Source organism: Rossellomorea oryzaecorticis, assembly GCF_038405515.1.
Classification (GTDB): Bacteria; Bacillota; Bacilli; order Bacillales; family Bacillaceae_B; genus Rossellomorea; species Rossellomorea oryzaecorticis_A.
The window spans coordinates 24320-49714 of sequence record NZ_JBBYAF010000030.1 but is presented as its reverse complement, the minus strand read 5'-3'; the positions used below and the strand labels follow the sequence as shown (position 1 = coordinate 49714).

The following is a 25395-nucleotide window of genomic DNA, read 5'->3' as shown; positions in this document are numbered from 1 at the left end:
AATGTACCAAGTTTATAGAGATTTGAGCATGCTATACTTTGGATACAGTCTTAGACATGAGGAAGCGGTAGAATTGAATGAGCTAGTTGCAGAGGCAAAAGCCTTTATAGAGCAGTTTTATATAGAATATGAGAGAACCGGTCTCGAGGGACGATTGCAGCAGGTCGAGAATGAAACCACGGAAAGGGGCACCTATACCCATACAAAAGAAGAGCTTGTATTCGGTGCGAAACTTGCGTGGAGGAACAGCAATCGCTGTATCGGGCGCTTATTCTGGAATTCGCTGCAGGTGTTTGATGAGCGGGGGGCTTCAACAGAAGAGGAAGTCTTCAAAGCTCTGGAACGTCACTTGGAGTTTGCATCCAATGAGGGGCGGATCCGCCCGGCGATCACGGTGTTCAGGCCGTCAGAGCCGGGAAAACCTGATATTCGCCTGTGGAATCACCAGTTGCTGAGATATGCGGGATACGAAGAGGGCGAAGCCTTTATTGGAGATCCGCACTCGATAGATTTCACAAAAAGCTGTGAGGCGCTCGGCTGGGAAGGGGAAAAGACCGATTTTGACATCCTGCCTTTTGTCGTCCAGATCGGTGAAAGTCCTCCCCAATGGAAACCGGTTAGGAAAGATCTCGTTCTTGAGGTTGAATTGAGACATCCTGAATTTGAATGGTTCAGTGACTTGGGTCTCAAATGGTATGGGGTGCCGATTATTTCAGATATGGAATTGAAGATCGGGGGAATATCCTATAAAGCGGCACCATTCAACGGATGGTACATGGAAACTGAGATCGGTGCGAGGAATCTGGCTGATGTCGACAGGTACAATCTCCTGCCGAAAATAGCAAGCTGTATGGAACTTGATACTTCAAGGAACATCACGCTATGGAAGGATAAGGCGCTTGTTGAGTTGAATATCGCGGTGCTTCATTCCTTTAAAGAAGATGGTGTAAGCATCGTCGATCACCATACTGCCGCCCAGCAGTTCCGCCTGTTTGAAGAGAACGAGCAGAGTGCAGGACGCGAAGTCACCGGTGATTGGACATGGCTGATTCCGCCTGTTTCACCGGCGTCGACCCATATCTTTCATAAAGCGTATGATAACAAGTGGAAATCGACGAATTATTTTTACCAGAAGAAACCCTATTGAAATAGCAAGCTGTTTTCTGAGTGAGTCTCGGGGAACAGTTTTTTTCTGTGGAGGGGGACGGGACAGGACAGGTTCAGGATTGTGGGACGAGGGGACAGGTTAAGTGTCCCATTTTCAGTATTAATAGTAAGGTGAAGTACCGTCCATCCCTTTCTTTGACACCTCGAAATAGCGGTACCAGAATCGGAATTCGTCAAAGAGAATGGAGCAATCCAGAGTGAAGTGGTCAAAAAAATCCTCCAGATGCTCTGCCTCGCTGTCGTCCAGCAAGCCGGTTACATAAAGCGGGATTTTGAATCGTCTATATAAATCTTCGTGGCCATAAAAGTGAAATAGGTCCTCCATTTGCTGCTCGGTCATGGTTTCATCACTCCTTTTTTCTAGGATTGGTCAGTTTTGAGTGATTTATCCGTGGGGAGAGGGTGGATGTTGAGGGTGACGGGATGTTTTACAGGGGAAATCGGGCAGTCGATGGGTTGCTGCGACTGTTGGATATCAAGTTATGAGCCGTTTTCACAAATTACGATCCATTTTCACAAATTATGATCTTATTCCAGGATTTATGATCCCATCCGCGAATATATGATCCTAATCCGAATTTTATGATCCTATTCGTAAAAATATGATCTTTTTGTCGAAAAATCTCTATTTTCATCCTGCCTGTGTTCCTCTGCCCGGTCCCATCATCCCTGAATCTCCTTTCAATAATAAATTCATCAATTAAACCCCTTCACTATTGGACACCTTAAAGGAAAAGGAGTGATGAGGGATGAGAAGCCTATTCATCTGTCTGTCAGTCATATTGATGGTGCAAAGCACCGCAGAAGCCAGGAATATCCTGCCGCTGCCTGCCCATCATAAGGAACTGGCCATTGTGATCGATGATTTGGGGAACGCTATGAAGGGGACAGAGGAAATCCTCCATCTGCCTGTGACGCTGACCCTTGCCATCATGCCGTTTTTACCTACAACGAAAGAGGATGCAGAAAAGGCGCACTGGCTGGGCCATGAGGTAATTGTACACCTCCCGATGGAGCCGGTGTCCGGAAAGGCAAGCTGGCTCGGACCGGGAGCGATCACGACCTCATTATCAAATGAAGAAATCAGGAGCCGGGTCGAAAAAGCGATTGAGGATGTTCCATATGCGGTGGGCATCAATCACCATATGGGTTCGAAAGCAACAGCTGATGAACGGGTCATGAGAATTGTGCTCGAGGTATGCAAAGAGAAGGGGCTATTTTACCTTGACAGCAAAACGACAGGCAAGAGTGTGATTCCGAAGCTTGCTAAAGAACTTGGGGTACCTTATCTTGAAAATCAATTATTCTTAGATGATCTTTACACACTTAGTCATATAGGGAAACAAGCGAAACGCCTATCACATGAATTGGATGACGAGGAAAGCACGATCGCGATCGGGCATGTAGGCGTGACGGGGATGAAGGTTGCGACCATGCTGAAGGAATTCATACCGTTATATGAGAAGAAAGCGTCGATTGTACCTCTTTCTGATTTGATACCTGAATATCATTTGATAGATGAAAGCATGCCTTGAGGGGTGTGCTTTTTTTATGAGATGAAAGTATAAATTCATTTCGAGGGTGAAATAACGGGACCGATTAAATTCTCAAACGAAATCGGGGATCTGCATGATGATATCCCTTTTATACGTCTGCCGGGAAAGGCGGGAGGGAAAAGAAGGATGTAAAGAATGTGCTGTCCAGAAGGGGGCTTTTTTGTTGGAATAAAGACATGATAAGGTAGGTTTAATGTAAAGTAAAAAGCCGGAGACAATTTGACCCGGCTTTTCTTGAATAATTATTTCTTCCGTGTAATTTCAAGTCCCTGCTGATCAAGTGCATATTTGATTCCTTGCTGCAGGATGGTGAAGCAGGGGATGCTCGCGACGGTATGTCCGGACTGTGTGATTCTTATGCTGAGCTCTGGTGAAATCCCTACCAGGAGGCATTTCGTTCCAAGCAGGCCGGCAGATCCCACGAATTTTTGGATGAAGTCGAGGGTGTAGTCATCGAATCCGGTCAAGCTTGTCAGATCGAGTACGAGAAATTCCGCTTTGTAATGCGGGAGGTTCAACAGAGTCCGGTTCAATAGCTCCTCGCCTCTCAATTCATCGTATGGCCCGACTAACGGAACAACGAGAATCGAGTCCATTAACGGTATGATCGGGGATGAAATTTCTTTGATTATGTCAGAAAGCACCTGGGTCCGCTGTTCGGTCAGCTGCTCCAATTCAGCGCGTGCCTTTCTTGTCTGATCATCAAGTAAGCTTTGGACATTCAATGTCGGTGTGATGTCCGACGCGAAGAATTCATACTGACTGTAATCGTCTCCCCCAATCTGGCTCTTTACGACCCTGTACCATACATTTGCATCGAATAAACCGGAAAATACACCTGCCCAGTGACCAGGCAGGAATTTCCCTTCATCTTTCTTCCCCTGAGCGAGTCTGACTTTAGGTTCCCAGCCATTTTTGACGGTGATCACGGCTTTCCTGTCTTTGATAGAGTAGGAGACGACGTCTGTGAGCCCCCATCCGGCTGTTACATATGTATTGGGAAGCTTTGTCAAGATGTCATCCGTGTTTCCGATCGTGTCCACGTAGAATTGACTCACAATCTTCCCGGTTCTGTACCCCGCTGTTTCAAGCACAAGCTCCGATTCCATTTCACCGGCAATTTCTTCGATGGAATCAAACAGCGTTTTAAAAGCTGTATTCACCCAAAACATGACGACTTCATCATTTTCAAAATGAAAGTCCCCGGTTTCGAGATTCCAGTCAAATAATGAACCATTGACATTTACATCGTACGTTGTCATAAATAATAGCCTCCATAAAACTAATAGGTTGTTATCTACCTATACCCAAAAAGAGGGAAGGGTAAAAATGTTCTTACCTTAAACTCGTAACCTGTCTAATAGAATTATACGCTCTGCCATTCGAAGAGTAAATCTACACGCTCTCCCATTGAAAAAGGGGCACCACTATCGGGGAAAAGGGCAATGAGACAAAATAAAAAACCCGTCCGGGGCGGGTTTTAAGATTTCAGCTCAGTGTAGATGACAAGCCGTTTGCTATAGTTTCTCGAAGATCGGTCAAAGTCACCTGTGCACGTGATCAGGTTCAATGAACTTCTGTGGGTATAACCAAAGATGGATTTCAGCGGTGCCTCATCCCATGGATATTCTTTTTTGTCTGTCACCACAAAGGTTCTTGTTTCACCGGTTTTGCTTGTGACTTTCACCTCATCGCCTACAGACAGCTTGTTCAATTCATAGAAAACGGCAGGTCCGTTCCGGCTGTCGACATGACCTCCGATGACGGCATTTCCGGGCTCTCCCGGATGATAGCCTTGCTCATACCAGCCCGTGGTGTCGAAGCTTTCGGTGACGGCCATTTCCCCGTTCTCCTTCAGTCCGACCGATTCGATATTGGCTTTGAGGCCGATTGCAGGGATTTCAAGAGAGGAGGGAACGATTCCAGTGCGTTCGTCTTTAATAATCGATTCCGCATAGGGTGAAGAGCTGGTGGTTGTGCCTGTTACTTTTTGTTTAAACGTTTCCTGCCCTTTGGGTTTCTCGGCAGGCTTAACACTTGAATTCATGCCCATTTCAGAACTGCATGCAGAAATAGTCATTAGTACAAGCACAAGGAAGACAACCCTCATAGTATAAAACATGTGAAGCCACTCCTTTCATCTTCACAAAAAGAGGGGACAGACCTTGCTGGGGCCGTCCCTCTTTTCATTTTGTATTATTTGCTTCCGGCGTATTTTTTAAGGGCTAAAACTGATCCCCCGGCAATCGTCATCAGTGCAGCAAGTAAGTATTCCAGTGGGAATTCCTCAGCCGTACCGCCCATTCCTGTGTTAGGCATTCGGGATGGCATATCATGAGCGAATTTATCAGGGTATTGATCGACAATGGCTGAAGATAGACCTTTGGCAGGGTTGAGCATATGCTCATAAGCCATACGGATGTCTTCAAAAGATTTCTCATAATCGCCGGCAGCATAGCTGTCGAATGCCCCTACCAACTGATCGACGTGCATTTGAAGACCCTCTGACAGAGCGTCGGATTTCAGGCGTCCGTCTGTAGCCGTTTCAAGGAACTTGGAGAAGTCAGCTCGATAGTTATCCAGGTTTTGAAGAGCTTCTTTCTTCGCCGCTTCATCCTCTGCACCTGTTGCTTTTACATAGTCAACAAAGAATCCGATATGGTTCGACCACATTTCTTTAAACTGAGTCCCGGCTTCCTCTCCATATACAGAGGCGATCGCTGCAGAAAGTGCTTCAGTATTGGCATTTAATGCATTGACCGAAGCATCAAAGTCTTCAGAACCGTCGATTCCGTTTTGCATTGCCATTGTGGCAAGTGCAGCATGCTCAGTCAATAGATGGTTAAGGGTCGCTCTTAAGTCGGCTGCTGGTGTAACGGCCATGGTATTCTCGAATTTATCAGGATATTGATCTGTAATGGCGCTGGATAAGCCTTTTGCCACCATATGCATATGATTGATGGCTTCGCGTTCATATTCGTATGCTTTGTCATAGTCTCCTGCCACATAACTGTCAAATGCCCCTACAAGCTGGTTCACGTGCATTTGAAGTCCTTCCGCCAGGCTGTCAGACTCTAAACGCTCGCCTGTGGCTGTTTCGAGGAATTTTGAAAACTCAGCCCGGTAGCCGTCCAGATTATTGAGAGCTTCATCTTTTGCTGCCTGGTCGTTTGCACCAGTTGCTTTAACGTAATCGACGAAGAATCCGATATGGTTCGTCCACATTTCATTGAATTGGTTTCCTGCTTCTTCGCCATATACAGAAGTGATGGCGGCTGTTAAGTCCTCCGTATTAGCGTTCAATGCATTTGCTGCTGCATCGAAATCTTCAGCTCCATCTGCGCCTCTTCTCATTGCTTCGACTGCTAAGTATGCATGTTCACTTAAGTAATGCTGCAGTGTCGTTCTTAAATCGGATGCCGGCGTCACAGCCGTCGGGGAGTGATTTTCACCGTCATTGGCAAAAGCTGTTCCTGCTGCGGGGATCATCAATGTCATGCTTAATGGGATGGCTAAATAACTTTTTTTGAATTTCATAGGGTAATCTCTCCTTTTGTTTTTTTATTTTCATAGAGTTAACGACAGAAGTTGACAGCTGGATCACTTTTTTTGAAAAAAGTTTTTAAAAACGGATTAGGGGGGAGAGATAGGTTTATCTTTATGGGGATTGCAACATAAAAAACCCGGCAAAAAACTGCCGGGTTTTTTAAAACAATGTTATTAGATTTCAGATGCGAGTACGATATCCCCTTGAGGGAGCTGGCTGTTAGCATCAGGTTCCAAGGTAATGGCGACCGTATCCCAATCTTGTTTGGCGAATTCTTCGTTCAATATAAAGACGACTGAGCCTTTTCCATCCTCACCGGTTACAAATGTACCAGCGCGCTTGGGCTTATCATCCTTTATGAGCCATACCTGGTACACCTCTTCCTGTGACAGGTCTTGTAGCTGTGAAGCCTGCACGACAAGGCTCGATTGTTCACCCTGCTTGATGATGCTGGCCGTTCCTTTGGCATTTCCTTTTACGGCGGCTAGTTCAACAAACTCGGTAACCTGATCGATCGCTGCCTGTTCTGCAATTTCCTCTTCCTTTTGGATTTGTGTGAACATATAGGCATTTCCAAGTAAGGAAAGGGCGAGCAAAGCTGCAACAGAAGGGAAAATCCAGCGTTTTCGCGGTTTTTCTTTTTTCATTGGAGTAACGTTGGCTGACACACCTATGCTGGCAAACACACGGTCCTCCATTCCTGCGGGCGGGTCGATGGGCTCGGAAGCATAAGGCAGAAATTCATTCAGATGCTGAAGGTCATTTAATGCTTCCTGACAATCTGAACAGCTTTCCAGGTGCTTCTCGAATGCCTCTTTGTCAGACTCGTTCAAATGATGATTGTAATAATCGAGTAAGTGATCACATTGATGAGTCATTCCATAGTCCCCCCTTTCCCTTTAAGGCAGCTGTGCAAATGTTTCAATGCCAGCCGTATTCGTCCTTTCACTGTTCCGAGCGGTGTGTCTGTATCCTTTGAAATCGACTGCTGTGTCAGTCCTTTGAAATAAAATAAATGGACCATCCGCTGCTGATCTTCCTTCAAAGCTCGAATGCAGTCCTGAATCGCTTTCCCCTTTTCCTTCCATTCCACGATGTCAGCAGGTGTTTCGTTGCTGACCTGCAGGGAATCTTTTTCAATATATTCGACTGATTCATGCTTCTTGCGCTTCTTGAGTGCGTCCAGGCACGTATTTCGGGTCATCGTCAATAACCAGGAAGAAAACTTCCCTTTTGTATGATCGTAGGGGGCGTGCTTCTTCCAGAGTTTCAGGAATACTTCCTGAATGACTTCTTCAGCTATTTCCTGATCACCGGTCATTTTGTACGTAAACGAATATATCAATTTTTCATATTTTCGGTAAAGCTGCCGCAAAGCAGACGAATCTTGATCATCAACCACTTTCCGATATAAATCAATATCCTTGATTTCCTGTGGCATAATATGCTCCTTAAATATGACATAAGTAAATTAAGGATACTAAACTACCTTCATTAACACAATTAACTTACTTCTGAATAGCTAACGAAAAAAAGAGGGATTTGGATCATTTTTAGGTTTGGCTATGTTTGAGGGAGGGTATAATGGCCTGCTGATTTTGGGGGAGTTGCGGGCAGTTAGGTGGGGGGAGAAAGGGTGGGGTGCCATTGTGGCGGGAATCGGTCAATTTTTTTTTCATATTTGCGGACGAAACTTTAATGATGCGGACAATTTATCAGGTTTACGGTCAAAAAAACAAAAATGCGGACCCCCGATTGACCGGGGATCCGCCTTTAAGCATTTAAGTATTATCTTACTTTTTGTAATTTGTGAATGACTGTCAGTGAACGTCCTGTTCCGATTGCCACAGATTCCAATGGATTTGGTGCAAGGTGGACAGGCACGACGATTTCTTCGCTCAGCCAGTCTTGAAGTCCGTTAAGAAGGGAGCCTCCGCCTGTCAGGATCACACCGCGGTCTACGATATCTCCGCTTAGTTCAGGAGGACAGTTCTCAAGCGTCGCACGGATGGTTTCAAGGATGTGAAGCAGTGATTCTCTTAAAGCACTTTGAATTTCATGAGAAGTTAATGTGATCGTTTTCGGTAAGCCGGTAACCAGGTCACGGCCGCGGATTTCCATGGAGCGCTCTTCATGTTCGATCAGCGCATGTCCCACTTCGATCTTAATGTTTTCCGCTGTTCTTTCACCAATCAGCAGGTTGTAGCGTTTGCGTACGTGCTGGATGATGTCTTCGTCCATTTGATCTCCGCCGATACGGATGGTATTGCAGGATACAACGCCACCGTAAGAGATGATGGCTACTTCTGTTGTTCCGCCGCCGATGTCAACGATTACGTTTGCAACCGGTTCGTCGACCGGCAGATCTGCCCCGATTGCTGCCGCAACAGGCTCTTCAATAAGAGTAACTGTTTTTGCGCCGCTTCCACGTACAGCATCCTGTATCGCTCTGCGCTCCACGCTTGTCGCACCTGAAGGCGTACACACAACAACATTTGGCTTACGGATGGAGAAGCCAAGCTTTTTACTCGCTTTTTTCATGACTTGTTTCAACATTTCGGTAGTTACATCAAAATCAGCGATCACGCCGTCCTTCAATGGGCGGACTGCCACAATTTTACCCGGGGTTTTCCCGATCATGCTTTTGGCTTCTACGCCGACTGCTAATACTTGTTTATTTTCTGTGTCGATTGCAACTACAGACGGTTCGTTTAAAATGATTCCTTTATTTTTACTATAAACTAGAATATTTGCGGTTCCTAAATCGATCCCGATTTCAGAGTTTGATAACATCAATATTCCTCCAACTATAAGAATTCTACACAGTATAACCTTCTATATAGTATAGGAGATTTTTGGCGGTTTTGAAGGTGGAGATATTTACCACCGACACAATGTTACAAAGTGTGACAAAGAGAATTTTCACTAAAAGGTTCTTACATAGCGACTTTAAATACCGTATGGTGTATATAAAACCATTTAATTCGTTTACCCTCGTTAAATAAATTTAAACATCCTGTAACAATGAGACGGGTGCAATTACGACTAGTAGAAATGTGGCAATCGGGATTTCGCAGGGAAAATAATGAAAAAACGTATTAAAAAGAGAGTATAGTAGTTCGAGATACTGTGAGGGATATAATGGAATTGATAAAAAGTAAGAGATCGGACATTTGCCCGATCTCTTTTATTTAGAGAGTGAATTTTTCCAGTTCTTTTTTCATTTTCACCGTCATGGCATTCAGTTCTGAAACCTGTGCTGTCATCTGATCGAAATAGCGGAGCTGCTCTTCGGTTGAAGAATAGATTTCTTCGGTTCCGGCAGCTGTTTCTTCAGTGATTGCCGAGATGTTTTCAATCGCACCGATGACATTATTCGTACGTTCGTTTGAAGCTGTCATTCCTTGTTCAAGCCCCGATAGTTTCTCGAAAATCACGGAGACATTGCCTGCAATTTCTTCAAAGGTACTTTCAGTGACAGACATTGATTCCATTTGGCGGCTGGATAAGGCAGAGCCTTTCTGGGAAGCTTCCATAATCGAATGAATCCCTTGTTTGATGTTTCCAACCATGCTGCCGATTCTTTCCGTTGCAACGGACGAATCCTCCGCAAGCTTGCGGACCTCCTGGGCGACAACTGCAAAACCTTTTCCGGCATCACCGGCCCGGGCTGCTTCGATTGCTGCGTTAAGGGCGAGGAGGTTGGTCTGTTCGGCAATTTCTCTTACCGAATGGGCAGCCTGCTCGATTTCTCCTGTGTAACGTGCGAAGGATTGGACTGATTCTTCAATCGAGGCAGATGAATCGGTGATTGATTCGGCAAACTCTTTTTGCTTGATCAGTGATGTTCTTCCATGTTCTACAGATTCGAGAGCGACCTTGCTGTTGGCGGAAGCTTCCCGGCTCCCTAGCACATTACTGGCGAATTCTTCTCCCATCACTGCCATTAAGGAAGCGGTGGATTGCACATCCTCGGAAATCGATTGACTTCCTTTGGCCAATTCTTCCGTTGAAACAGCGACCTGGCTGCTGCTTTCTGACAGGTTTGCCATTTGGGCCTGGACATTCCTGGTGAACTGTTCCACATTAACCCCAATTTCATTGACGGACTGAACCGTATTTCGTAGATTGTTGACCATGTGTTGAAAGGCTGACTGAAGTTTATCTACTTCAAATCTGCTGTTCTTTCCTGTGATTTCTTCAAATGAAATTGTGAGGTCTCCGCCGGCAATTCTTTCTGCATTATGAACCATTGTATCTAACGGTTTGACAATGCGGTTCGATAGAATGGTAGAAGCACCGAGCGATAGAATAAAGGCCGTCAGAAATCCAATTACAGTCGCCCAGACAATGAAAGTAATTTGTTGCTCGTTTTCTTTTAAAAGATTTTGATACCAGTCATTCGTCTGTTTGTTTAATAGATACATATCATTCAGTACGCCGGAAATCCTCAGCGATTGGCGTTTGATTTCAGCCTTGCTGTTCCCTTTTAACGCTTCCTCGGAAGCGGACTTCAGCTCTGAAAACTTTGAGCCTATGATGGCTAATGTTTTTTCATGCTCTTCTACGAAAATAATGTTACCGAGTTCGTCAATTTGTGAAGAGGTATCAGTCAATAATGTCTCCACCATATGTTTGTTTTCAGCAGAAGAATTGTTGGAATAATTGGAGAGTGCCTGCTTTGTGACGATGAGGTCGCCACGCAGCTGTTCAGTTTCTACAAGAATTTTGACATCTTCATTTGCTGAACTTTGAAGAGAAATCAATTGAGATACGACGTATCCTATAATGATGGTCGATAGAATCAGGGGGATAAACCCCAATATCATTAATCGTTTTTTTAATGCCATGTAAAATATACTCCTTAGATGAGATTAGTGCATCTTAATCGTGACTTCTCCTGAGATGATCTTGTCTGTTGCTTCTTTGATCATTTTCTTTTCGTCATCCGTCAATTCTGTGATGCGGACCGGGGCCAGCCCGACTCCATCTTCTTTTAAACCCAGCTCGAATGTTGACTCTGAAATCTTTCCTTCAGACACCAATTCTTTTGTCAGATTAAAAACTGCGTTATCAATCTTTTTAAGCATGGAAGTCACCACTGATTTTTCAGCAATGAAATATTGGTCCGAGTCGACTCCGCCCGAATAGATGCCCGCCTTCTGGGCAGCCTGAATGGCGCCGACCCCGGTAAATCCAGCAGCAGGGTAAAGGAAATCTGCACCTGCTTTGATCTGTTTTTCGGCAATGCTGCTTCCAAGGGATGCATCCCCAAAGTTATTTGCATTATCTTTCAGGATCTTGATGGAAGGGTTCACATACTTCGCACCCTGTTCAAAGCCTTTTTCAAAACGGTGAATGACAGGTACATCCGCACCGCCGATGAATCCCAGCGTATTCGTCTTCGTTTTCATCGCTGCCACCATGCCGACAAGGAAGCTGCCTTCCTGCTCCTTAAACGTGATCGATGTAATATTATCCAACTCAGAAAATCCATCAATCAGTAAAAATTGCTGCTTCGGATGTTCTTGCGCCACGTTTTCAAGAGCTTCCTGAATGGAAAAACCAAGCCCGATCACCAGGTCATGGTCCTGATCGACGAGTTCCTGAAGAGCTTCTTCAAAATTTCCATCGGGTGCTTCCCTGTAATCAAACAGGATCCCCAGCTCATCCCGCGCCCGCTCCAGCCCGCGAAAAGCTGAATCATTAAACGACCCGTCACCAAGACCGGTGTCAGAAAGCAGAATTCCGATTGTATGTAAGTTTTCACCACTGGTTTGATCTGCAGAAGACGACGAGCATCCCGCTGCCGCCAACATCATTACCCGCAGTATCATCATGAACTTTTTCAAAACAAAACCTCCATATTATTGTAAAAATAAGGACATGGTACTTGTCCGTACCTTTGTATTATCGGAGGTGAGTAGAGAATTGTTAGCTTGGTATGAAATGTGGGAGTATTTTGAAAATTAGCGAGGGTGAATTTGGGGAGTGGTAAGTGGTTAGAGAGATATCGAAAATTGTTGGTGAATTGGTAGTCCGGGCAGATATTTCGAACTTCGCGAATATATTCGCATTTCCGAGCATAAATCGAATTTGCCGCGCGCAATCATCGGTTAAACTGTGGGGCTAACACAATAAATTAAAATCAAATAAAAAGAGATGCTCATCACAAGCATCTCCCCTGAAAATCAATATGCATTCCTAAAAAACTCTGCAAGTTCCTGACTGTGCTTTTTACGGGCTTTCCGATGTTCAGCACGGTTCTTCGCGGTTTCGTTGAGCCATTTTTCTTCTTCTGTTTCCGGTACGACCTCAGGAATCACGACTGGCTTTCCATCCTCCAATGCGACAAACGTTAAAAAGGAAATGGCTGCGACATTGGTTTCGCCGGTAAGCAGCACTTCTGACGTAACTTTGACGCCGACTTCCATTGAACTGCGTCCGGTATAGGTGACCATCGCTTCCAGAGTCACGGCATCGCCGACTTTGATTGGCTGTAAGAAGTCGACCGAATCAGTCGAGGCGGTGACGACCGCCTTGCGTGCATGACGGGTGGCCGCGATGGATGCGACGTCGTCTATATAGGCCATCAACTTTCCGCCGAATAAGGTACCGTGATGATTAGTGTCCGGCGGAAGCACATGGGTGGTTTTACTTGTTTTTGTTTCTTTCATGAATTTTTTCTCTCTCACTTCGTTCACCTTCCGTCCCAAATAATAAATGTACACTACCTTTTACTATTCACCAAAGACGGAAAATAGAAACATAATCAAGAACTATTTCTTCTTATATTATAAAAAGATACTGACGATGATCGCTGTGATGAAACTTGCCAGTGTTCCTGCTGCAATGGCTTTTAGGCTCAATTTCGAAACAGTCGGACGCTGGTTGGGCTCTAAAGAACCCAATCCGACGATCAATTGACCGATTGATGATAGATTCGCAAAGTTACATAGCGCGACGGACAAGATTGCTACCGTTTTCGGTGAAAGCTCATCAATCATCCCCGACAGCTGATCAAAAGCGACAAATTCATTGATTGAAAGCTTTGTCCCGATGATGGAGGCAGCCCGGAACGCTTCGTCCACCGGAACCCCTATCAGGAGAGCGAGAGGATAGAAGACGTAACCGAAAATGGTGGAAAGGTCTGTATGGACGAGACCGAGAATGCCATTTACCAGCGCGAGCACCCCTATGAAGGCAATCAATAATCCACCGATGTTGATTGCAAGCTGCACACCGCTGATCGCTCCTTCTGAAATCGCTTCGAATATGTTCGTGTGACCAGTTTTTCCTAATGAAATGTCACCATTTGTCTTTGATTCCTCTGCTTCAGGCTCCATGATTTTCGCCATGATGAGCGACACGAGTGGCACACTGAAGACAGATAATAGCAGATACTTCATCTCGATTCCCATCAAGGAATAGCCGACCAAGATCGCTCCGCTTGCAGAAGCGGTTCCTCCGACCATAACGGCGAACAGCTCCGAACGGGTCAGTTTTGCCAGATAAGGTTTGACAAGAAGAGGAGCCTCTACCAATCCGAGAAACGAATTTCCGATTGCGTTGAAGGATTCGACTTTTGTCGTGCCCAGGATTTTTCCCAGTACAATCCCGATATACTTAACGAAGAGGGGGATGATGCGTAAATAGTAGAGTGCAGAAATCACGGCAGAAATAAAAATGATGGCTCCGAGCACATTGATCGCAAAAACGAATGTGATGTTGCTGCCTTTTTCAAAGAATCCGCCGAATACGAACATGATTCCTTCGTTGCTGTAGTCGATGACTTTTTGAACACCAAGTGCCGTTTTCTTTAACAGTGTCTGCCCGAACGGTACTTTTAACACGAATAGAACAAGAAGAAATTCCAAGGCGATTCCGATTCCAATCGTCTTCCATTTGATTGCGGAACGATTGCTGCTCCAAAGCCAGCCGAGACCCAATACCCCGGCCAAAGATAATAAACCGAATAAAATATCCATATAAATGCCCTCCAAAAATGAAATTTCACAATACGAATTCTTATATTTAAGGAACGACATTCGATGTCAGACCTCTCAAAATAATATATAAAAAAGCATGCGGACTTTATCGAAAACAATAAAGAAAGCCTGCATGCATTTATTAATATAAATGAAATGACTTTCCTTATAGTCCGGCAATTTACGGGTGCCGGGTAGAGACTAATGGTCCATATCACCATCGTTATATAAGGAATTCGTATGAGGTTTTTTGAAATATGTTTTTTACTCTAACATAGCCGGGAAGCCCGCAACAATGGTTTTTTTATAAGAAAATGCTTACATTACAATAGTCTTTTTTTTCTACTAAATTAAGAAAATTCAAAAGGGAACATTCCCATAAAAAAGAGGGACGGGCCTCCACTCCTATAACTTGGTCTTAGGAGTGGAGGCCCGTCCCTCATTCTATTATTTTGTGCGTTCTAACAGATTTGCAAGAACGTGTTTTTTGTATGATTCAACTTTACGTTCCTCGTAGCGGCGTACGCCTGCTTTTTTAAGTTCTTCCACGTACCAGCCTTTGCTTCCTACATGCATTTGAAACATCCTTTCTCTGCGTGAATAGTGTTGGAATCTCCGACTAACTCGGGTAGTGAGTTACGTTAAGATTGCTTACGGTTGTACATTGTAACATCTGAGATTTTTCGTTTAAAGGGGTGAAAAGGAATTTTTCAGATTCGGGCTTTTCTGAAAATTTTTCTGGTGAAAAATAATTTTAATGAAAAAAGTGATCCAAATTTAAACTCCCTTCGTTAGCTATGTGAAAGAGTGAAGATGGTTGTTTGAGAGCAGAAATTAAAATTGAGCTTTAAGTAGGAAATTATCTAACTTTCATTCAACTTCGCTTATCATTATTGGGTGATAAAACCCAAAAAATAGTTCAATTATACTAAAAATGTTTTTCGCTCTAAGTTTTTAGAAGATCAATTTATTGACAAAGGATAATAGATTCATATACCCTACGAGGTATGAAGAACTGAGAGGAGGTGACAAGACGACGTGCATAAACGACTAATTGGTGCTTTAGTTTTTCTGGGAATTCTCAGTGTTCCTTCATTTGCTTCAGCAGAAGGCGGACTTCTTTCTACAGTTACGGATGAAGTTGATTCGGTTACGGATGAAGTGATTTCAGTAGAAGATGAGGCTCCTGCTCCTGACGAGGAGAGGGACAAGTCATCACAGGATAATGAGAAAGAAGCTCGACAGAATGTGATTTCTTCTACGGTTGATACACTTTCAAGTACTGTCGGGAACACAACGGGCACAGTGTCAGATACCGTAAACGACACGACTTCAGGAATGAGTGACACGGTAAACGAAACCGTGGAAACGGCTGCAGATTCGGTTACCGATCTGACAGGGGATTCAGCGGCTCCGGTAACGGATACTGTAAAAGCGACCACCCAAACTGTTACGAAAACGGTTGAAAAAACAACCAAATCTGTAACCGATACAGTAGAATCCACTACTGAGAATGTGACGGATACAGTTGAAGACACAACGAAGCCAGTTGCTGATTCATTATCGGATGACGAATCACTAGTTGATGTGAACGTTTCGGATGATCCAGAAGTTAAGGTTGATACAGGAATCATTGAAACGGAGGTTTCAGAAGATCCATCTGTTGAACTGGATTCAGGTAAAAGCGATGCAGAAGTGAACCAAGAAACATCTGCTGATGAAACTGAATCTTCTTCAGAAGTTGAAAAGAAGGAACCGGCAGCAAAGAGTACAGAACAATCATATGAAAATGCTGTTACCCAACAGAACATAGCTGAAAAAATTGAAGAAACCATAATGATTAAAGAGTCAGAACTTGCTGCACCGCAAGAGAAGGCGGTGGAAGACGAGGAAACGAAAGACAGACTCCCGATCGTACCCAGCAAAAAGATGGAGCCGGTGATCACCAATGCCGGGAATCATTCAGGAACTGGTCAATCAACGGCCGCAAATGGAACAAACGGGCAAAGTGCTGCCTCAAGCAGTCTATGGTATGTATGGGAGAATGATGCGAACAGTATCAACTTCCAAAGGGCCGGTTTCAATGGTAAACATAATCTATTTTATGATCAGTGGTTAAACGCACCACCGTCGCAGCCACCTCAAGATGCTCTTCTTTTCAAAAGTATATAAACCTAATAACTTTTAAAAGGAGAGAATACTAAAATGAAAAAAAGCGTATTTAGAACATTATCATTTACAGGTGGTTTAGCAGCAGCATTAACATTCGGAGGTCAAACAAGTTTTGCGGCCGACAACGATTCTTTACTGGAACGTGACAACGGATTAGTGGAAGATATCAATATCCTTGATTCTGAAAATGGTCTATTGGAAGGATTGAACCTTGGCGGATCGGACGATGAATCAAATTCAGATGTCAACGCTGATGCAGATGCCGATGTCATAAATGAAACACGTGTAGATGAAGAAAATGACACGGTTTCTACTGAAAGCGGTGCAGAAGCTGATTCAGGTGTAAACGCAGTTGTCGAAGGAGAAGACGAATCAGCGGAAGTGAATGCAGATACGGAAGCTGGCGTAATGAATAAAACAGTAGTGGACGAAGAGAATGATACTACTATGACTTCAACAGAAGCGGGAGCCTCTCAAGATGTAAACGCAGTTGTCGAAGGAGAAGACGAATCAGCGGAAGTGAATGCAGATACGGAAGCTGGCGTAATGAATGAAACAGTAGTAGATGAAGAGAATGATACTACTATGACTTCAACAGAAGCGGGAGCCTCTCAAGATGTGAACGCAGCTGTTGAAGGAGAAGACGAGTCAGCAGAAGTGAATGCAGATACGGAAGCTGGCGTAATGAATGAAACAGTAGTAGATGAAGAGAATGATACTACTATGACTTCAACAGAAGCCGGAGCGTCCCAAGATGTGAACGCAGTAGTTGAAGGAGAAGACGAGTCAGCAGAAGTAAATGCAGATACGGAAGCTGGCGTAATGAATGAAACAGTAGTGGACGAAGAGAATGATACTACTATGACTTCAACAGAAGCGGGAGCCTCTCAAGATGTGAACGCAGTAGTTGAAGGTGAAGACGAGTCAGCAGAAGTTGGAGCAATGACGGATGCTGGAATCAAGAATGAAACAATGGTCAACGAAGAAGACGAATCTGTTTCATCAAAGTCTGCCGGTAACCTTGCTTCAGGTCTACATGCTTCAGCTGCCAATGAAGATAGTGAAGTGATGGCTGATGCTATGACAGACAATACTGGGTGGGTACTGCTTGAAAGCAGTGAAGAAAATGATTCTTCAAGTGCCGCAACCGGTACTGAATCTATGAATGGTTTCACACTTGGTGCAATGGACCGTGAAAACGGCGAGTCTTCCAAAGTAGAAGGTATGAACGATACTTCCCTTATGACAATGGTAGAAAACAGTGAAGATTCTTCTAAACTGGCGACAGAAGCAAGCAATGATTTCATGCTTGGTGCCATGACTGAAGATGAAGATGGCAAGTCAGCTGCTATGGTAATGAACACCGTTGATGCGGGGCTTTGGGCTGAATCTATGGAAGATGGTGAAGAAGAGGTTAGAAATGCCGGTCTTTCAGCTGGTACTGACACTGCTTTGAACTTCCTTTCTTCTGATGAAGATCGAGAATCTTCTCTTCTTTCCAATCTTGGTGTGAATGCAGATGCAAACTACACCGAGTGGGAAAACGAAGAGGATGAAGGTCGTGAATTCAACCTTGGTCTATCAACTGATCTTGGTCTAAATGCCAAGCAGTCTTCTGAGGATGGTTTTGACTTAGGACTGTAAGGAGTAAAGAAAAGGAATGATCCAATTCGGATCATTCCTTTTTTATATTGAAGTCACTATTGAACGGACTTTTTTAATTCGATTTCTTCCTTTTCAAATCGCTCAAACATAATATAGAACAATCCGGCGCTGATCAATGCGAGCAGAGACAAGATGATAAATGTCCAGTCATATCCTACGTACAATGAGAGAGTGATCGACAGCGGTGCGATCGTTCTTGCAATCGTAAAACGAAGGCTAGCCGCCGCAAAGTACTGCCCTCTCATATGCTCCGGTGCGATCTTTGATACAAAGCTCTGCTGAATCCCCGCCGTCATGAGCTCGGCGAATGTAAACACCGCCATCGCAGCGATGAAGAGCCAAACGGAGCTTGACTGTCCGAACATGAGGATCGAAACGGCATAAATCACGGACGAAAGGATGAATACGTTTCTCTCCCGGAACTTGGTGATCCACCTCGTGATGACCACTGTCAGCAGTGCCACCAAGAATCCGTTTTCCGATAGGATCAGCCCGAAGATCTGTTCACTCACAAGCGTCAATGACCAATCACCTATACTGAAAAGGGTGGCCTGATCCATGACATCTTTAATATACACCGGAATCAACAGGTCTAGCTGCATGAATGTCTGTCCGACCAGGATCCCTGCGAGAATAAATAATAAGAACGTTTTATCCTTGAAAATGACTCCGTATTCCTTAAATTGATCACTCAGTACACTGTACCAGGCTTTCTTTTTACCTTCCGTCACAAGCAGTTTGCTGTGATCGGAGGGGGCGGTTTCCCTCGTCATCTTATATAAAAGAAAAGCGAGTCCCATACAAATGATGGCTGCAGCCAGCAGGAGCTGGAATCTGTAATGGACGTAGAATATTCCCCCTAAAATCGGTCCGACGACCACGGCAATATTGATGGAAGTGTAAAACACAGCAAATACGTGGCTTCGGTCTTTTTCATCGACGACATCTGCTACCATCGCCTGACTTGCTGGCCAGTAAAACGAGCCGAATACCCCCACTAAACTGAAACATATGAATCCTATAAGTGCAGAATCAAGCCATGGCGAGCTTGCCAGGCCGAAAATTAAAAAAGCAAACCCCTGTCCGAAGGCCGAAATCACCATCATGGTCTTCCTGCCAAACCGGTCAGCGCAATAACCGCCCATCAAGTTGGCACCTACCGCAAACACTTGAGAAAGAACCAATAATAATCCTGCCGTCTGTTTACCGAACGCTTCTGTAAAATAAATCGTCAGAAACGGAAAGAACATCCAGAACGTGATGTTGATCGCTGCTTCCCCAAACAGACGAACCTTCAGATTGCGGTCCCAATCACGAATTCTCATCCATTTCTCCCCCCTTTTTGAAAAAACATAGATGAACTAGAATATCATAGCTCGATAAATTGAAATAGACAAGATGGATTTACTGGATTTTACAAATTATTTAAAGGATGTTTGAAAAGATGCGGATACCGTTTGTTTTGAATACAGTAATATATCAGCTGGGAAAGGATGATGGGAGGTGAAGGGTGAGTTATTGATTCTGACTGGGGCGTGGATTCAGGTGCTGGGTACAGTGATTGCTGCAATCGGGGAGACCGTTTTGTTGAAAGAAGAGCATGCCGGTTTTCGGCTGGTTTCACTCGGCAACGGTTTTGAAGCAGCTGGGAATTCACTTCAGGCCGTCGGGGGTGAAAAAGCATCAAGCGGAACGGACGGTGAGCGATTCAGGATAACTGGAGCCTGGATTCAAGCAGCGGGGAATGTGACAAACGTCCGGGCAGCAGAGCTTCAATTTTCAGGGGAAGAAATAGTAGGTTTGAACTTGGATGTAATCGGAGATAGTGTCCAGTCGATAGGAGCGGCATTTGAGGCGTATGGAGCAAGTACTGGAAATGCGAGATTCAAAAAGCTGTTAACAGCAGGGAATACCATCCAGTCACTCGGGGCAGCATTGGAAGCCATTGGTGAAACCTATATTTTAAAAGGGGAAAGGGAGCTAGGACTGCAAATCACGGCGTTTGGCAGTTACGCACAGGCAGCAGGTGCGGCGATTGCTGCGGTGGCGTTGACGAAGGAACATAGGGGTTATGAGTGAGGGTTTTTCATTTTAATAACTGGGGTTAAAATTGGGTATTAAATGGAAAAACGAGAGAATAATAGGGGGAACTGATAGAATATTGTTCGTTTCTCATAGAATAATACACGGAACTCATAGATTAATCGGTAAAACTCATAGAATAAAACACAAAACTCATAGAATAGGGTCTGACACCTATAGAAAAGCAAATTAGACACATCGAATATAACACCAAAACCGGATTAAATGTCATATCAGCTGATGTATAAAACATCAAATTGCATCAATAACTCAAAAGTAGTACATATCAAAGCTCTTTATAAACAAAAAAATCCGGAAAGGCTGCCTCAACGGAACCTTACCGGATTTTATAGAATATTAAAATCTAAAATTAAAACGCCCAGCCGCCGTCACGGAATACTGGCTCATTCGTACCATCTTCTTTGATTCCATCGATGTTCATTTTGTCTGAACCGATCATGAAATCAACGTGGGTGATACTGTTGTTCAGGCCGTTTTCATCAAGCTCTTCCTGGCTCATTTTCTTTCCGCCTTCGATACAGAATGCATATGCATTCCCTATGGCAAGGTGGTTTGATGCGTTCTCGTCAAACAACGTGTTGTAGAAAAGGACGTTCGATTGAGAGATCGGTGATTTATGAGGGACAAGGGCGATTTCTCCAAGATAGTGGGAGCCTTCGTCCGTATCGACAAGACGCTTCAGGATTTCTTCGCCTTCTTCCGCCTTCACATCGACGATACGACCGTTTTCGAATGTAAGCGTGAAGTTATCGATCACGTTGCCGCCGTAACTCAATGGCTTTGTACTTGATACTGTACCGTTTACACCTGTTTTCAAAGGAACAGTGAAGACTTCTTCAGTCGGCATGTTCGCCATGAACTCGACTCCCTGCTCGTTGACACTTCCTGCGCCAACCCACAGGTGGCCTTTAGGAAGCTCGATTGTAAGGTCTGTACCCGGTGCAGTGTAGTGAAGTTTCTGATAGTTCTTTTCGTTCAGGTATTCTACTTTTTCATGAAGCGTGGCATCGTGGTCTTTCCAGGCTTGGACAGGATCCGCCTGGTCTGCACGGACCGCTTTGAAGATTGCATCCCATAGTAAGTCCACTTGCTCTTTTTCAGAAGCATCAGGGAATACTTTTGCAGCCCAGTCTTTCGAAGGAGCGGCAAGGACACACCAGCTGACTTTGTCAGATTGAATGAACTGACGGTACTTGGACATCGCTTTACCGGCAACTTTTTGGAAGTTGGAAATACGGTCAGGATCAACGCCTTTCAGAAGGTCAGGGCTTGAAGATACGATGCTCATGAATGCAGCTCCGCCTTCAGCAAGCTCCTCCACTTCACGTGCTTTCCACTGCGGGAACTCCTGGAATGCTTCGTCAGGTGCAAGGTCGTATTTTGTACGGTTCACCACATCGTCATTCCAGTTTACGTAAACATGTTTCGCGCCGACTTCATAGGCTTTTTTGACTACTAATCGAACAAATTCAGCAGCATCGATAGACGTATTGATCACCAAAGTCTGTCCTTTTTGGACATTCACACCGACTTGAACGGCAAGACTTGCGTACTTTTCTAGATTTTGTTGAAAGTTAGGCATAATATGTATTCTCCTTTTTTCAGAATGTTCTATTACAATACAATTGTATCAGTGCTATCAGGCTTTGCAAGTGTTTTCAACCGACATATATTGACGATGCCCGCGACTTTGCTGCGGCACGTTTATGAACGTTCTCTTACAATCGCCTGAAAATGTCGACAAGCTGGGAGCATGCCCGCTATAATAAGTCCTGGTTCTATTTGTTAAATATAAGGGGGATACCTGTTTGGCCTGGAATGTACTGCTTTTAAGAATGTCGGCTGTTTATGCGTTTATCGGCGCGTTTCTCGGGTCTCATATGGCTGGAGCCGGATCGTTCGCTTTTAAACCCATTCACGCGCACATTTTGGTTGTCGGCTGGTTAAGTTTGTTTGCTTTTTCATCTTATTATCGTTCGTATGAAGTTCCGAAAGCTTCCAAACTTGCTGCATTTCATGTGTGGACGGCCATCATCGGGACGTTCGGTTTGACGTCCGGGATGTGGCTATACAACTTGAATCCGTTCAACCTTCCCGGTACCTTCACGATGGTATTTTATATTGTGGGAGGAAGTACGCTGCTGCTCAGCTTTTTCCTATTCATGTTCATGACGTTCAAATATGCTGAGAGCAAAAAGTAAGGGGAGAGTCTGTTTTCTATTGAGGAGACAGGCTTTTTTTATTTTGGGCAGGAGGGAAAAGTAACAGATACAATTGCTTCTCCAACACGATTATCAAAACAAAGCCCCCCTGCCATAAAACAGGGGGGAGGATTAATGATCTTCGGCATGCTGCTGTTCCTGAAAGAGCATCCGGTATTCCATCGGGTTGGTAACAAGGTCGGCGAGTGTGTAGCCGTCGAGGACTGAGAGATAGGCGTTTAATGCTTTGGCAAGTGCGTGTTTCAGTCCGCAGACGGGTGTGATGACGCAGCTGTTGTCTTTGCTGAAGCATTCGACTAGTTCGAAATCCTCTTCGGTGGTCCGTACGACCTTGCCGATGTTGATATCAGCAGGATCCTTGGCGAGTTTAATCCCGCCGTATCTGCCCCGGATGGTTTCGATCATTCCCATTTTACCCAGCTCATAAGTGACCTTCATCAGGTGGTTTTTGGAGATTTGGTAGGAATCTGCAATTTCTTTTATAGTAGAGAGTTCTTCTTTGGGCTTGGATGCCAGGTAAATCAGGACTCTCAGGGAATAGTCAGTGTATAATGTCAATTTCATATAGATTCACCCTTTTCTTCACATGATCCTATTATACTAATCCGAACCGTTTGTGTCTAAATAATGAGCCAAATGTGTCTAATCTGTTAAAGATGTATTTTAAATATTGCTTTAAATGAGCGGAGGGTGTAAGTTAAAGATGTATTAAAAATATATCTTTAGAGGTGAATCACTAATGCTATCTCAAAAAACAATTGATATCGTGAAATCCACTGCACCGGTTCTAGAAGTGAAAGGAACAGAAATTACATCTGTTTTTTATAAAAATATGTTTTCAGCACATCCGGAATTATTAAATATCTTTAACCATGTAAATCAGAAAAAAGGAAGACAGCAAACGGCATTGGCCAACACGGTTTATGCAGCTGCCCAGAATATCGATAAGCTTGAAGCCTTATTGCCGACAGTGAAGCAAATCGCCCACAAGCACAGAAGTTTGGGGATCAAACCAGAGCATTATCCAATCGTAGGAGAGCACTTACTTGGCGCGATTAAAGAAGTACTCGGCGACGCTGCTACGGATGAAATCATCGAAGCTTGGGCGGATGCATACGGCGTCATCGCAGGGGTCTTCATTGATGTGGAAGAGCAAATGTATGTCGAAGCGGAGCAAAAGGAAGCGGGCTTCAGGGACTTCAAACCATTTGTGGTGGCAAAGAAAGTGAAGGAAAGCGACGTCATCACTTCTTTCTACCTCAAACCTCAGGATGGAGGGGAAGTGCCAAACTTCAACCCTGGCCAGTACATTTCAGTGCGTGTGACGATCCCAGGACAGAAAAACACTCACATTCGCCAATACAGCTTATCGAGCGCTTATAATGAAGAATATTTCCGCATCTCTGTTAAGAAAGAAGCGGAATTTGACCCGAATGGAATTGTGTCAACGTTCTTGCACGATGAAGTTGAGGAAGGAAGCGCCATCGAGGTGAGCGCGCCGGCAGGTGATTTCTACTTGAACGAGGAAAACACGGAAGGCAAGGTTGCGTTGATCTCTGGAGGTGTGGGGATCACTCCGATGATGAGCATGCTTGAAACAATTGCTGCAGCCACTCCGAAGCGTCCGGCTGCGTTCATCCATGCAAGCAAAAATGAAGGGGTTCAAGCTTTCAGAAGTGACATTGATGATATAATGGACGGACTTGAAAATGGATCAGCTTGCTATATCTTAGAAAAACCAGAAAATGTGTCAAGCTGCCACTTCTCAGGCTATGTGACCAAAGAGATCCTTTCCACTTATGTTGACAGTGACACGGAATGCTATGTATGCGGACCTGCACCGTTCATGAAAGCCGTGATCATGACGCTAAAAGAAATCGGTCTTCCAGAAGACAAGATTAACTTTGAATTCTTCGGGCCGGCAATGGATTTATCTTCTGTCGATGAGAAAGAGAAGGTCAGAAGCTAACACGCGTTCAACTAAAAACAAGCATCGGGAATGTTCCCCGATGCTTGTTTCCTATTAAAAACGATGCTCGTCATGATCGACTCTATTTTTGAAAGCCTCCTGAGTGACAATCAGTTCTTCGTCACCAGGGGGTTTTTCTGTGTGGCGTTCTGTTGTGCTGTTTTGAGGGAAATTGCCGGGATGTCCTTTTTTCTTCGCTTCAAATGATTTTCCGCGTGCCATATAAAAAACACTCCTTTCAATGTGTCATAACCGTAGTTTTTCCATGAGGGGTGAAAATATGTAGGGGCGGAATACTGGTAAAGAGTGGCGATGGGTGCAGACTGAACGCTCAGTCACCGGTTGTTGTTTTTTCGTCAAAAATTATACCGATCAAAAACAGCTTTTCGTATAAACTGTTAGTAACAAGTGGTCAACCACACATCTCTGAATATTCAGCTAGACCCATTGGATTCTTTCTATTATAGGAAGTATAACTTTAATTTGAGAAATGGCCAGCTCCAGCGCCTAGCCCCTCGAGACGTTTCAGTCCGCCCACTGAAGTCAAAAAACGCCTTCACCGGTCGGACCTCCAACACTTGTCGGGGCTGAACAAGGCGCTTACGCATTTCTTACAGGAGGGGTTTCATGGATTTTTCAATGATTATTTCTGAACAAAGAATCAAAAAGGCTCAAGAGGACGGAGAGTTTGATAATCTTCCGGGCTGCGGAAAACCGCAGAATCTGGACGATGACTTATCAATACCGCCTGCTCTCCGGATGGCCCACCGGATCATGAAGAATGCGGGCTATTCAACAGAGGAAATGGATATCAAGAAAGAAATGATGAGGATCGAGGACCTGATCCGGGCCTGTGAAGATGATTCGGAAAAGGAAGAGCTTCAGCGCAGCCTCAATGAAAAAATGGTGAGATACAACTCGATGCTGTCGAAGAAAAGGGTGAAGACCAACAGTTCTGTCTTTAAAAATTATGAGCAGAAAATTGAGGGAAAGCTGCTATGAAAAA

The 25395-nt window shown here is 44.5% G+C and carries 24 protein-coding genes and 1 riboswitch; of the genes, 8 read left to right on the top strand and 16 right to left on the bottom strand.

Features of this window, described 5'->3' with window-relative positions:
• Positions 1–28 precede the first annotated feature (28 nt).
• Complete coding sequence (locus tag AAEO50_RS14840; RefSeq protein ID WP_425383203.1) at positions 29–1147, top strand: nitric oxide synthase oxygenase; 1119 nt, start codon at positions 29–31, stop codon at positions 1145–1147.
• A 120-nt stretch (positions 1148–1267) separates the two neighbouring features.
• Here the strand turns inward: AAEO50_RS14840 and AAEO50_RS14835 are convergent, their stop codons facing one another.
• A complete protein-coding gene (locus AAEO50_RS14835; RefSeq protein ID WP_341985069.1) occupies positions 1268–1507 on the bottom strand; it encodes a hypothetical protein in 240 nt (79 codons plus the stop codon).
• A 409-nt stretch (positions 1508–1916) separates the two neighbouring features.
• On the opposite strand from AAEO50_RS14835, the gene AAEO50_RS14830 reads away from it, so the two are divergent.
• Entirely contained in the window at positions 1917–2702 is a 786-nt protein-coding gene (locus AAEO50_RS14830; protein ID WP_341985068.1) for a divergent polysaccharide deacetylase family protein, read from the top strand.
• Between the two features lie 263 nt (positions 2703–2965).
• Here the strand turns inward: AAEO50_RS14830 and AAEO50_RS14825 are convergent, their stop codons facing one another.
• The 11 genes from AAEO50_RS14825 to AAEO50_RS14775 form a co-directional block, all read right to left on the bottom strand.
• On the bottom strand, positions 2966–3985 hold the full coding sequence (locus tag AAEO50_RS14825; RefSeq protein WP_341985067.1) for an STAS domain-containing protein: 1020 nt from the start codon (positions 3983–3985) through the stop codon (positions 2966–2968).
• Between the two features lie 218 nt (positions 3986–4203).
• Positions 4204–4845 (bottom strand): class F sortase, encoded by a 642-nt coding sequence (locus tag AAEO50_RS14820; protein ID WP_341985066.1) that lies wholly within the window; start codon positions 4843–4845, stop codon positions 4204–4206.
• Between the two features lie 74 nt (positions 4846–4919).
• Positions 4920–6260: a copper amine oxidase gene (locus AAEO50_RS14815; protein WP_341985065.1), complete on the bottom strand. Its 1341-nt coding sequence runs from the start codon at positions 6258–6260 to the stop codon at positions 4920–4922.
• Positions 6261–6443: 183 nt separating this feature from the next.
• Positions 6444–7148, bottom strand: a complete 705-nt coding sequence (locus AAEO50_RS14810) for an anti-sigma factor (protein WP_341985064.1) — start codon at positions 7146–7148, stop codon at positions 6444–6446.
• Entirely contained in the window at positions 7145–7711 is a 567-nt protein-coding gene (locus AAEO50_RS14805; RefSeq protein ID WP_341985063.1) for a sigma-70 family RNA polymerase sigma factor, read from the bottom strand. Before AAEO50_RS14805 ends, AAEO50_RS14810 begins: the two co-directional genes overlap by 4 nt.
• Before the next feature lie 347 nt (positions 7712–8058).
• Positions 8059–9063 (bottom strand): rod-share determining protein MreBH, encoded by a 1005-nt coding sequence (gene mreBH, locus AAEO50_RS14800; protein WP_341985062.1) that lies wholly within the window; start codon positions 9061–9063, stop codon positions 8059–8061.
• 398 nt (positions 9064–9461) lie between these two features.
• Entirely contained in the window at positions 9462–11120 is a 1659-nt protein-coding gene (locus AAEO50_RS14795; protein WP_341985061.1) for a methyl-accepting chemotaxis protein, read from the bottom strand.
• Positions 11121–11144: 24 nt separating this feature from the next.
• Complete coding sequence (locus AAEO50_RS14790) at positions 11145–12122, bottom strand: BMP family ABC transporter substrate-binding protein (RefSeq protein ID WP_341985060.1); 978 nt, start codon at positions 12120–12122, stop codon at positions 11145–11147.
• A 339-nt stretch (positions 12123–12461) separates the two neighbouring features.
• Positions 12462–12947 (bottom strand): acyl-CoA thioesterase, encoded by a 486-nt coding sequence (locus tag AAEO50_RS14785; RefSeq protein ID WP_341985059.1) that lies wholly within the window; start codon positions 12945–12947, stop codon positions 12462–12464.
• Positions 12948–13064: 117 nt separating this feature from the next.
• Positions 13065–14258 (bottom strand): NupC/NupG family nucleoside CNT transporter, encoded by a 1194-nt coding sequence (locus AAEO50_RS14780; RefSeq protein WP_341985058.1) that lies wholly within the window; start codon positions 14256–14258, stop codon positions 13065–13067.
• Between the two features lie 149 nt (positions 14259–14407).
• Positions 14408–14509, bottom strand: a riboswitch (purine riboswitch).
• A 196-nt stretch (positions 14510–14705) separates the two neighbouring features.
• Positions 14706–14834 (bottom strand): YflJ family protein, encoded by a 129-nt coding sequence (locus AAEO50_RS14775; protein ID WP_172252410.1) that lies wholly within the window; start codon positions 14832–14834, stop codon positions 14706–14708.
• Positions 14835–15296: 462 nt separating this feature from the next.
• Here AAEO50_RS14775 and AAEO50_RS14770 point away from each other — a divergent pair, with 462 nt between their 5' ends.
• Positions 15297–16430 carry a hypothetical protein gene (locus AAEO50_RS14770; protein ID WP_341985057.1) on the top strand — a complete coding sequence of 378 codons (1134 nt, stop codon included), beginning with the start codon at positions 15297–15299 and terminating at the stop codon, positions 16428–16430.
• Positions 16431–16463: 33 nt separating this feature from the next.
• On the top strand, positions 16464–18074 hold the full coding sequence (locus AAEO50_RS14765; protein ID WP_341985056.1) for a hypothetical protein: 1611 nt from the start codon (positions 16464–16466) through the stop codon (positions 18072–18074).
• A gap of 56 nt (positions 18075–18130) precedes the next feature.
• On the opposite strand, the gene AAEO50_RS14760 is transcribed toward AAEO50_RS14765, so the two are convergent.
• Positions 18131–19420, bottom strand: coding sequence for an MFS transporter (locus AAEO50_RS14760; RefSeq protein WP_341985055.1), 1290 nt, complete (start codon positions 19418–19420; stop codon positions 18131–18133).
• A 178-nt stretch (positions 19421–19598) separates the two neighbouring features.
• Here AAEO50_RS14760 and AAEO50_RS14755 point away from each other — a divergent pair, with 178 nt between their 5' ends.
• Positions 19599–20174: a DUF6944 family repetitive protein gene (locus tag AAEO50_RS14755; protein ID WP_341985054.1), complete on the top strand. Its 576-nt coding sequence runs from the start codon at positions 19599–19601 to the stop codon at positions 20172–20174.
• A 373-nt stretch (positions 20175–20547) separates the two neighbouring features.
• Here the strand turns inward: AAEO50_RS14755 and AAEO50_RS14750 are convergent, their stop codons facing one another.
• Complete coding sequence (locus AAEO50_RS14750) at positions 20548–21780, bottom strand: aminopeptidase (protein ID WP_341985053.1); 1233 nt, start codon at positions 21778–21780, stop codon at positions 20548–20550.
• 253 nt (positions 21781–22033) lie between these two features.
• Here AAEO50_RS14750 and AAEO50_RS14745 point away from each other — a divergent pair, with 253 nt between their 5' ends.
• Entirely contained in the window at positions 22034–22399 is a 366-nt protein-coding gene (locus AAEO50_RS14745) for a hypothetical protein (RefSeq protein WP_341985077.1), read from the top strand.
• 132 nt (positions 22400–22531) lie between these two features.
• Here AAEO50_RS14745 and AAEO50_RS14740 read toward each other — a convergent pair whose 3' ends face one another.
• Entirely contained in the window at positions 22532–22984 is a 453-nt protein-coding gene (locus tag AAEO50_RS14740) for an Rrf2 family transcriptional regulator (RefSeq protein ID WP_341985052.1), read from the bottom strand.
• A 175-nt stretch (positions 22985–23159) separates the two neighbouring features.
• On the opposite strand from AAEO50_RS14740, the gene hmpA reads away from it, so the two are divergent.
• Entirely contained in the window at positions 23160–24389 is a 1230-nt protein-coding gene (gene hmpA / locus AAEO50_RS14735; RefSeq protein ID WP_341985051.1) for an NO-inducible flavohemoprotein, read from the top strand.
• Between the two features lie 54 nt (positions 24390–24443).
• Here hmpA and AAEO50_RS14730 read toward each other — a convergent pair whose 3' ends face one another.
• Positions 24444–24611: a hypothetical protein gene (locus AAEO50_RS14730; protein ID WP_224876741.1), complete on the bottom strand. Its 168-nt coding sequence runs from the start codon at positions 24609–24611 to the stop codon at positions 24444–24446.
• A gap of 405 nt (positions 24612–25016) precedes the next feature.
• Here AAEO50_RS14730 and AAEO50_RS14725 point away from each other — a divergent pair, with 405 nt between their 5' ends.
• Positions 25017–25391 (top strand): DnaJ family domain-containing protein, encoded by a 375-nt coding sequence (locus tag AAEO50_RS14725; RefSeq protein WP_341985050.1) that lies wholly within the window; start codon positions 25017–25019, stop codon positions 25389–25391.
• Positions 25392–25395 lie beyond the last annotated feature (4 nt).

Bases quoted from the DNA above. Each gene is read 5' to 3' on its own strand.
- AAEO50_RS14725 (WP_341985050.1), top strand. From the start codon at position 25,017: ATGGATTTTTCAATGATTATTTCTGAACAAAGAATCAAAAAGGCTCAA.
- AAEO50_RS14810 (WP_341985064.1), bottom strand. From the start codon at position 7,148: ATGACTCATCAATGTGATCACTTACTCGATTATTACAATCATCATTTG.
- AAEO50_RS14740 (WP_341985052.1), bottom strand. From the start codon at position 22,984: ATGAAATTGACATTATACACTGACTATTCCCTGAGAGTCCTGATTTAC.
- hmpA (WP_341985051.1), top strand. From the start codon at position 23,160: ATGCTATCTCAAAAAACAATTGATATCGTGAAATCCACTGCACCGGTT.
- AAEO50_RS14785 (WP_341985059.1), bottom strand. From the start codon at position 12,947: ATGAAAGAAACAAAAACAAGTAAAACCACCCATGTGCTTCCGCCGGAC.
- AAEO50_RS14825 (WP_341985067.1), bottom strand. From the start codon at position 3,985: ATGACAACGTACGATGTAAATGTCAATGGTTCATTATTTGACTGGAAT.
- AAEO50_RS14835 (WP_341985069.1), bottom strand. From the start codon at position 1,507: ATGACCGAGCAGCAAATGGAGGACCTATTTCACTTTTATGGCCACGAA.
- AAEO50_RS14780 (WP_341985058.1), bottom strand. From the start codon at position 14,258: ATGGATATTTTATTCGGTTTATTATCTTTGGCCGGGGTATTGGGTCTC.
- AAEO50_RS14805 (WP_341985063.1), bottom strand. From the start codon at position 7,711: ATGCCACAGGAAATCAAGGATATTGATTTATATCGGAAAGTGGTTGAT.
- AAEO50_RS14840 (WP_425383203.1), top strand. From the start codon at position 29: ATGCTATACTTTGGATACAGTCTTAGACATGAGGAAGCGGTAGAATTG.
- AAEO50_RS14815 (WP_341985065.1), bottom strand. From the start codon at position 6,260: ATGAAATTCAAAAAAAGTTATTTAGCCATCCCATTAAGCATGACATTG.
- AAEO50_RS14830 (WP_341985068.1), top strand. From the start codon at position 1,917: ATGAGAAGCCTATTCATCTGTCTGTCAGTCATATTGATGGTGCAAAGC.
- AAEO50_RS14765 (WP_341985056.1), top strand. From the start codon at position 16,464: ATGAAAAAAAGCGTATTTAGAACATTATCATTTACAGGTGGTTTAGCA.
- AAEO50_RS14760 (WP_341985055.1), bottom strand. From the start codon at position 19,420: ATGAGAATTCGTGATTGGGACCGCAATCTGAAGGTTCGTCTGTTTGGG.
- AAEO50_RS14795 (WP_341985061.1), bottom strand. From the start codon at position 11,120: ATGGCATTAAAAAAACGATTAATGATATTGGGGTTTATCCCCCTGATT.
- AAEO50_RS14820 (WP_341985066.1), bottom strand. From the start codon at position 4,845: ATGTTTTATACTATGAGGGTTGTCTTCCTTGTGCTTGTACTAATGACT.
- mreBH (WP_341985062.1), bottom strand. From the start codon at position 9,063: ATGTTATCAAACTCTGAAATCGGGATCGATTTAGGAACCGCAAATATT.
- AAEO50_RS14750 (WP_341985053.1), bottom strand. From the start codon at position 21,780: ATGCCTAACTTTCAACAAAATCTAGAAAAGTACGCAAGTCTTGCCGTT.
- AAEO50_RS14730 (WP_224876741.1), bottom strand. From the start codon at position 24,611: ATGGCACGCGGAAAATCATTTGAAGCGAAGAAAAAAGGACATCCCGGC.
- AAEO50_RS14745 (WP_341985077.1), top strand. From the start codon at position 22,034: ATGTCGGCTGTTTATGCGTTTATCGGCGCGTTTCTCGGGTCTCATATG.
- AAEO50_RS14775 (WP_172252410.1), bottom strand. From the start codon at position 14,834: ATGCATGTAGGAAGCAAAGGCTGGTACGTGGAAGAACTTAAAAAAGCA.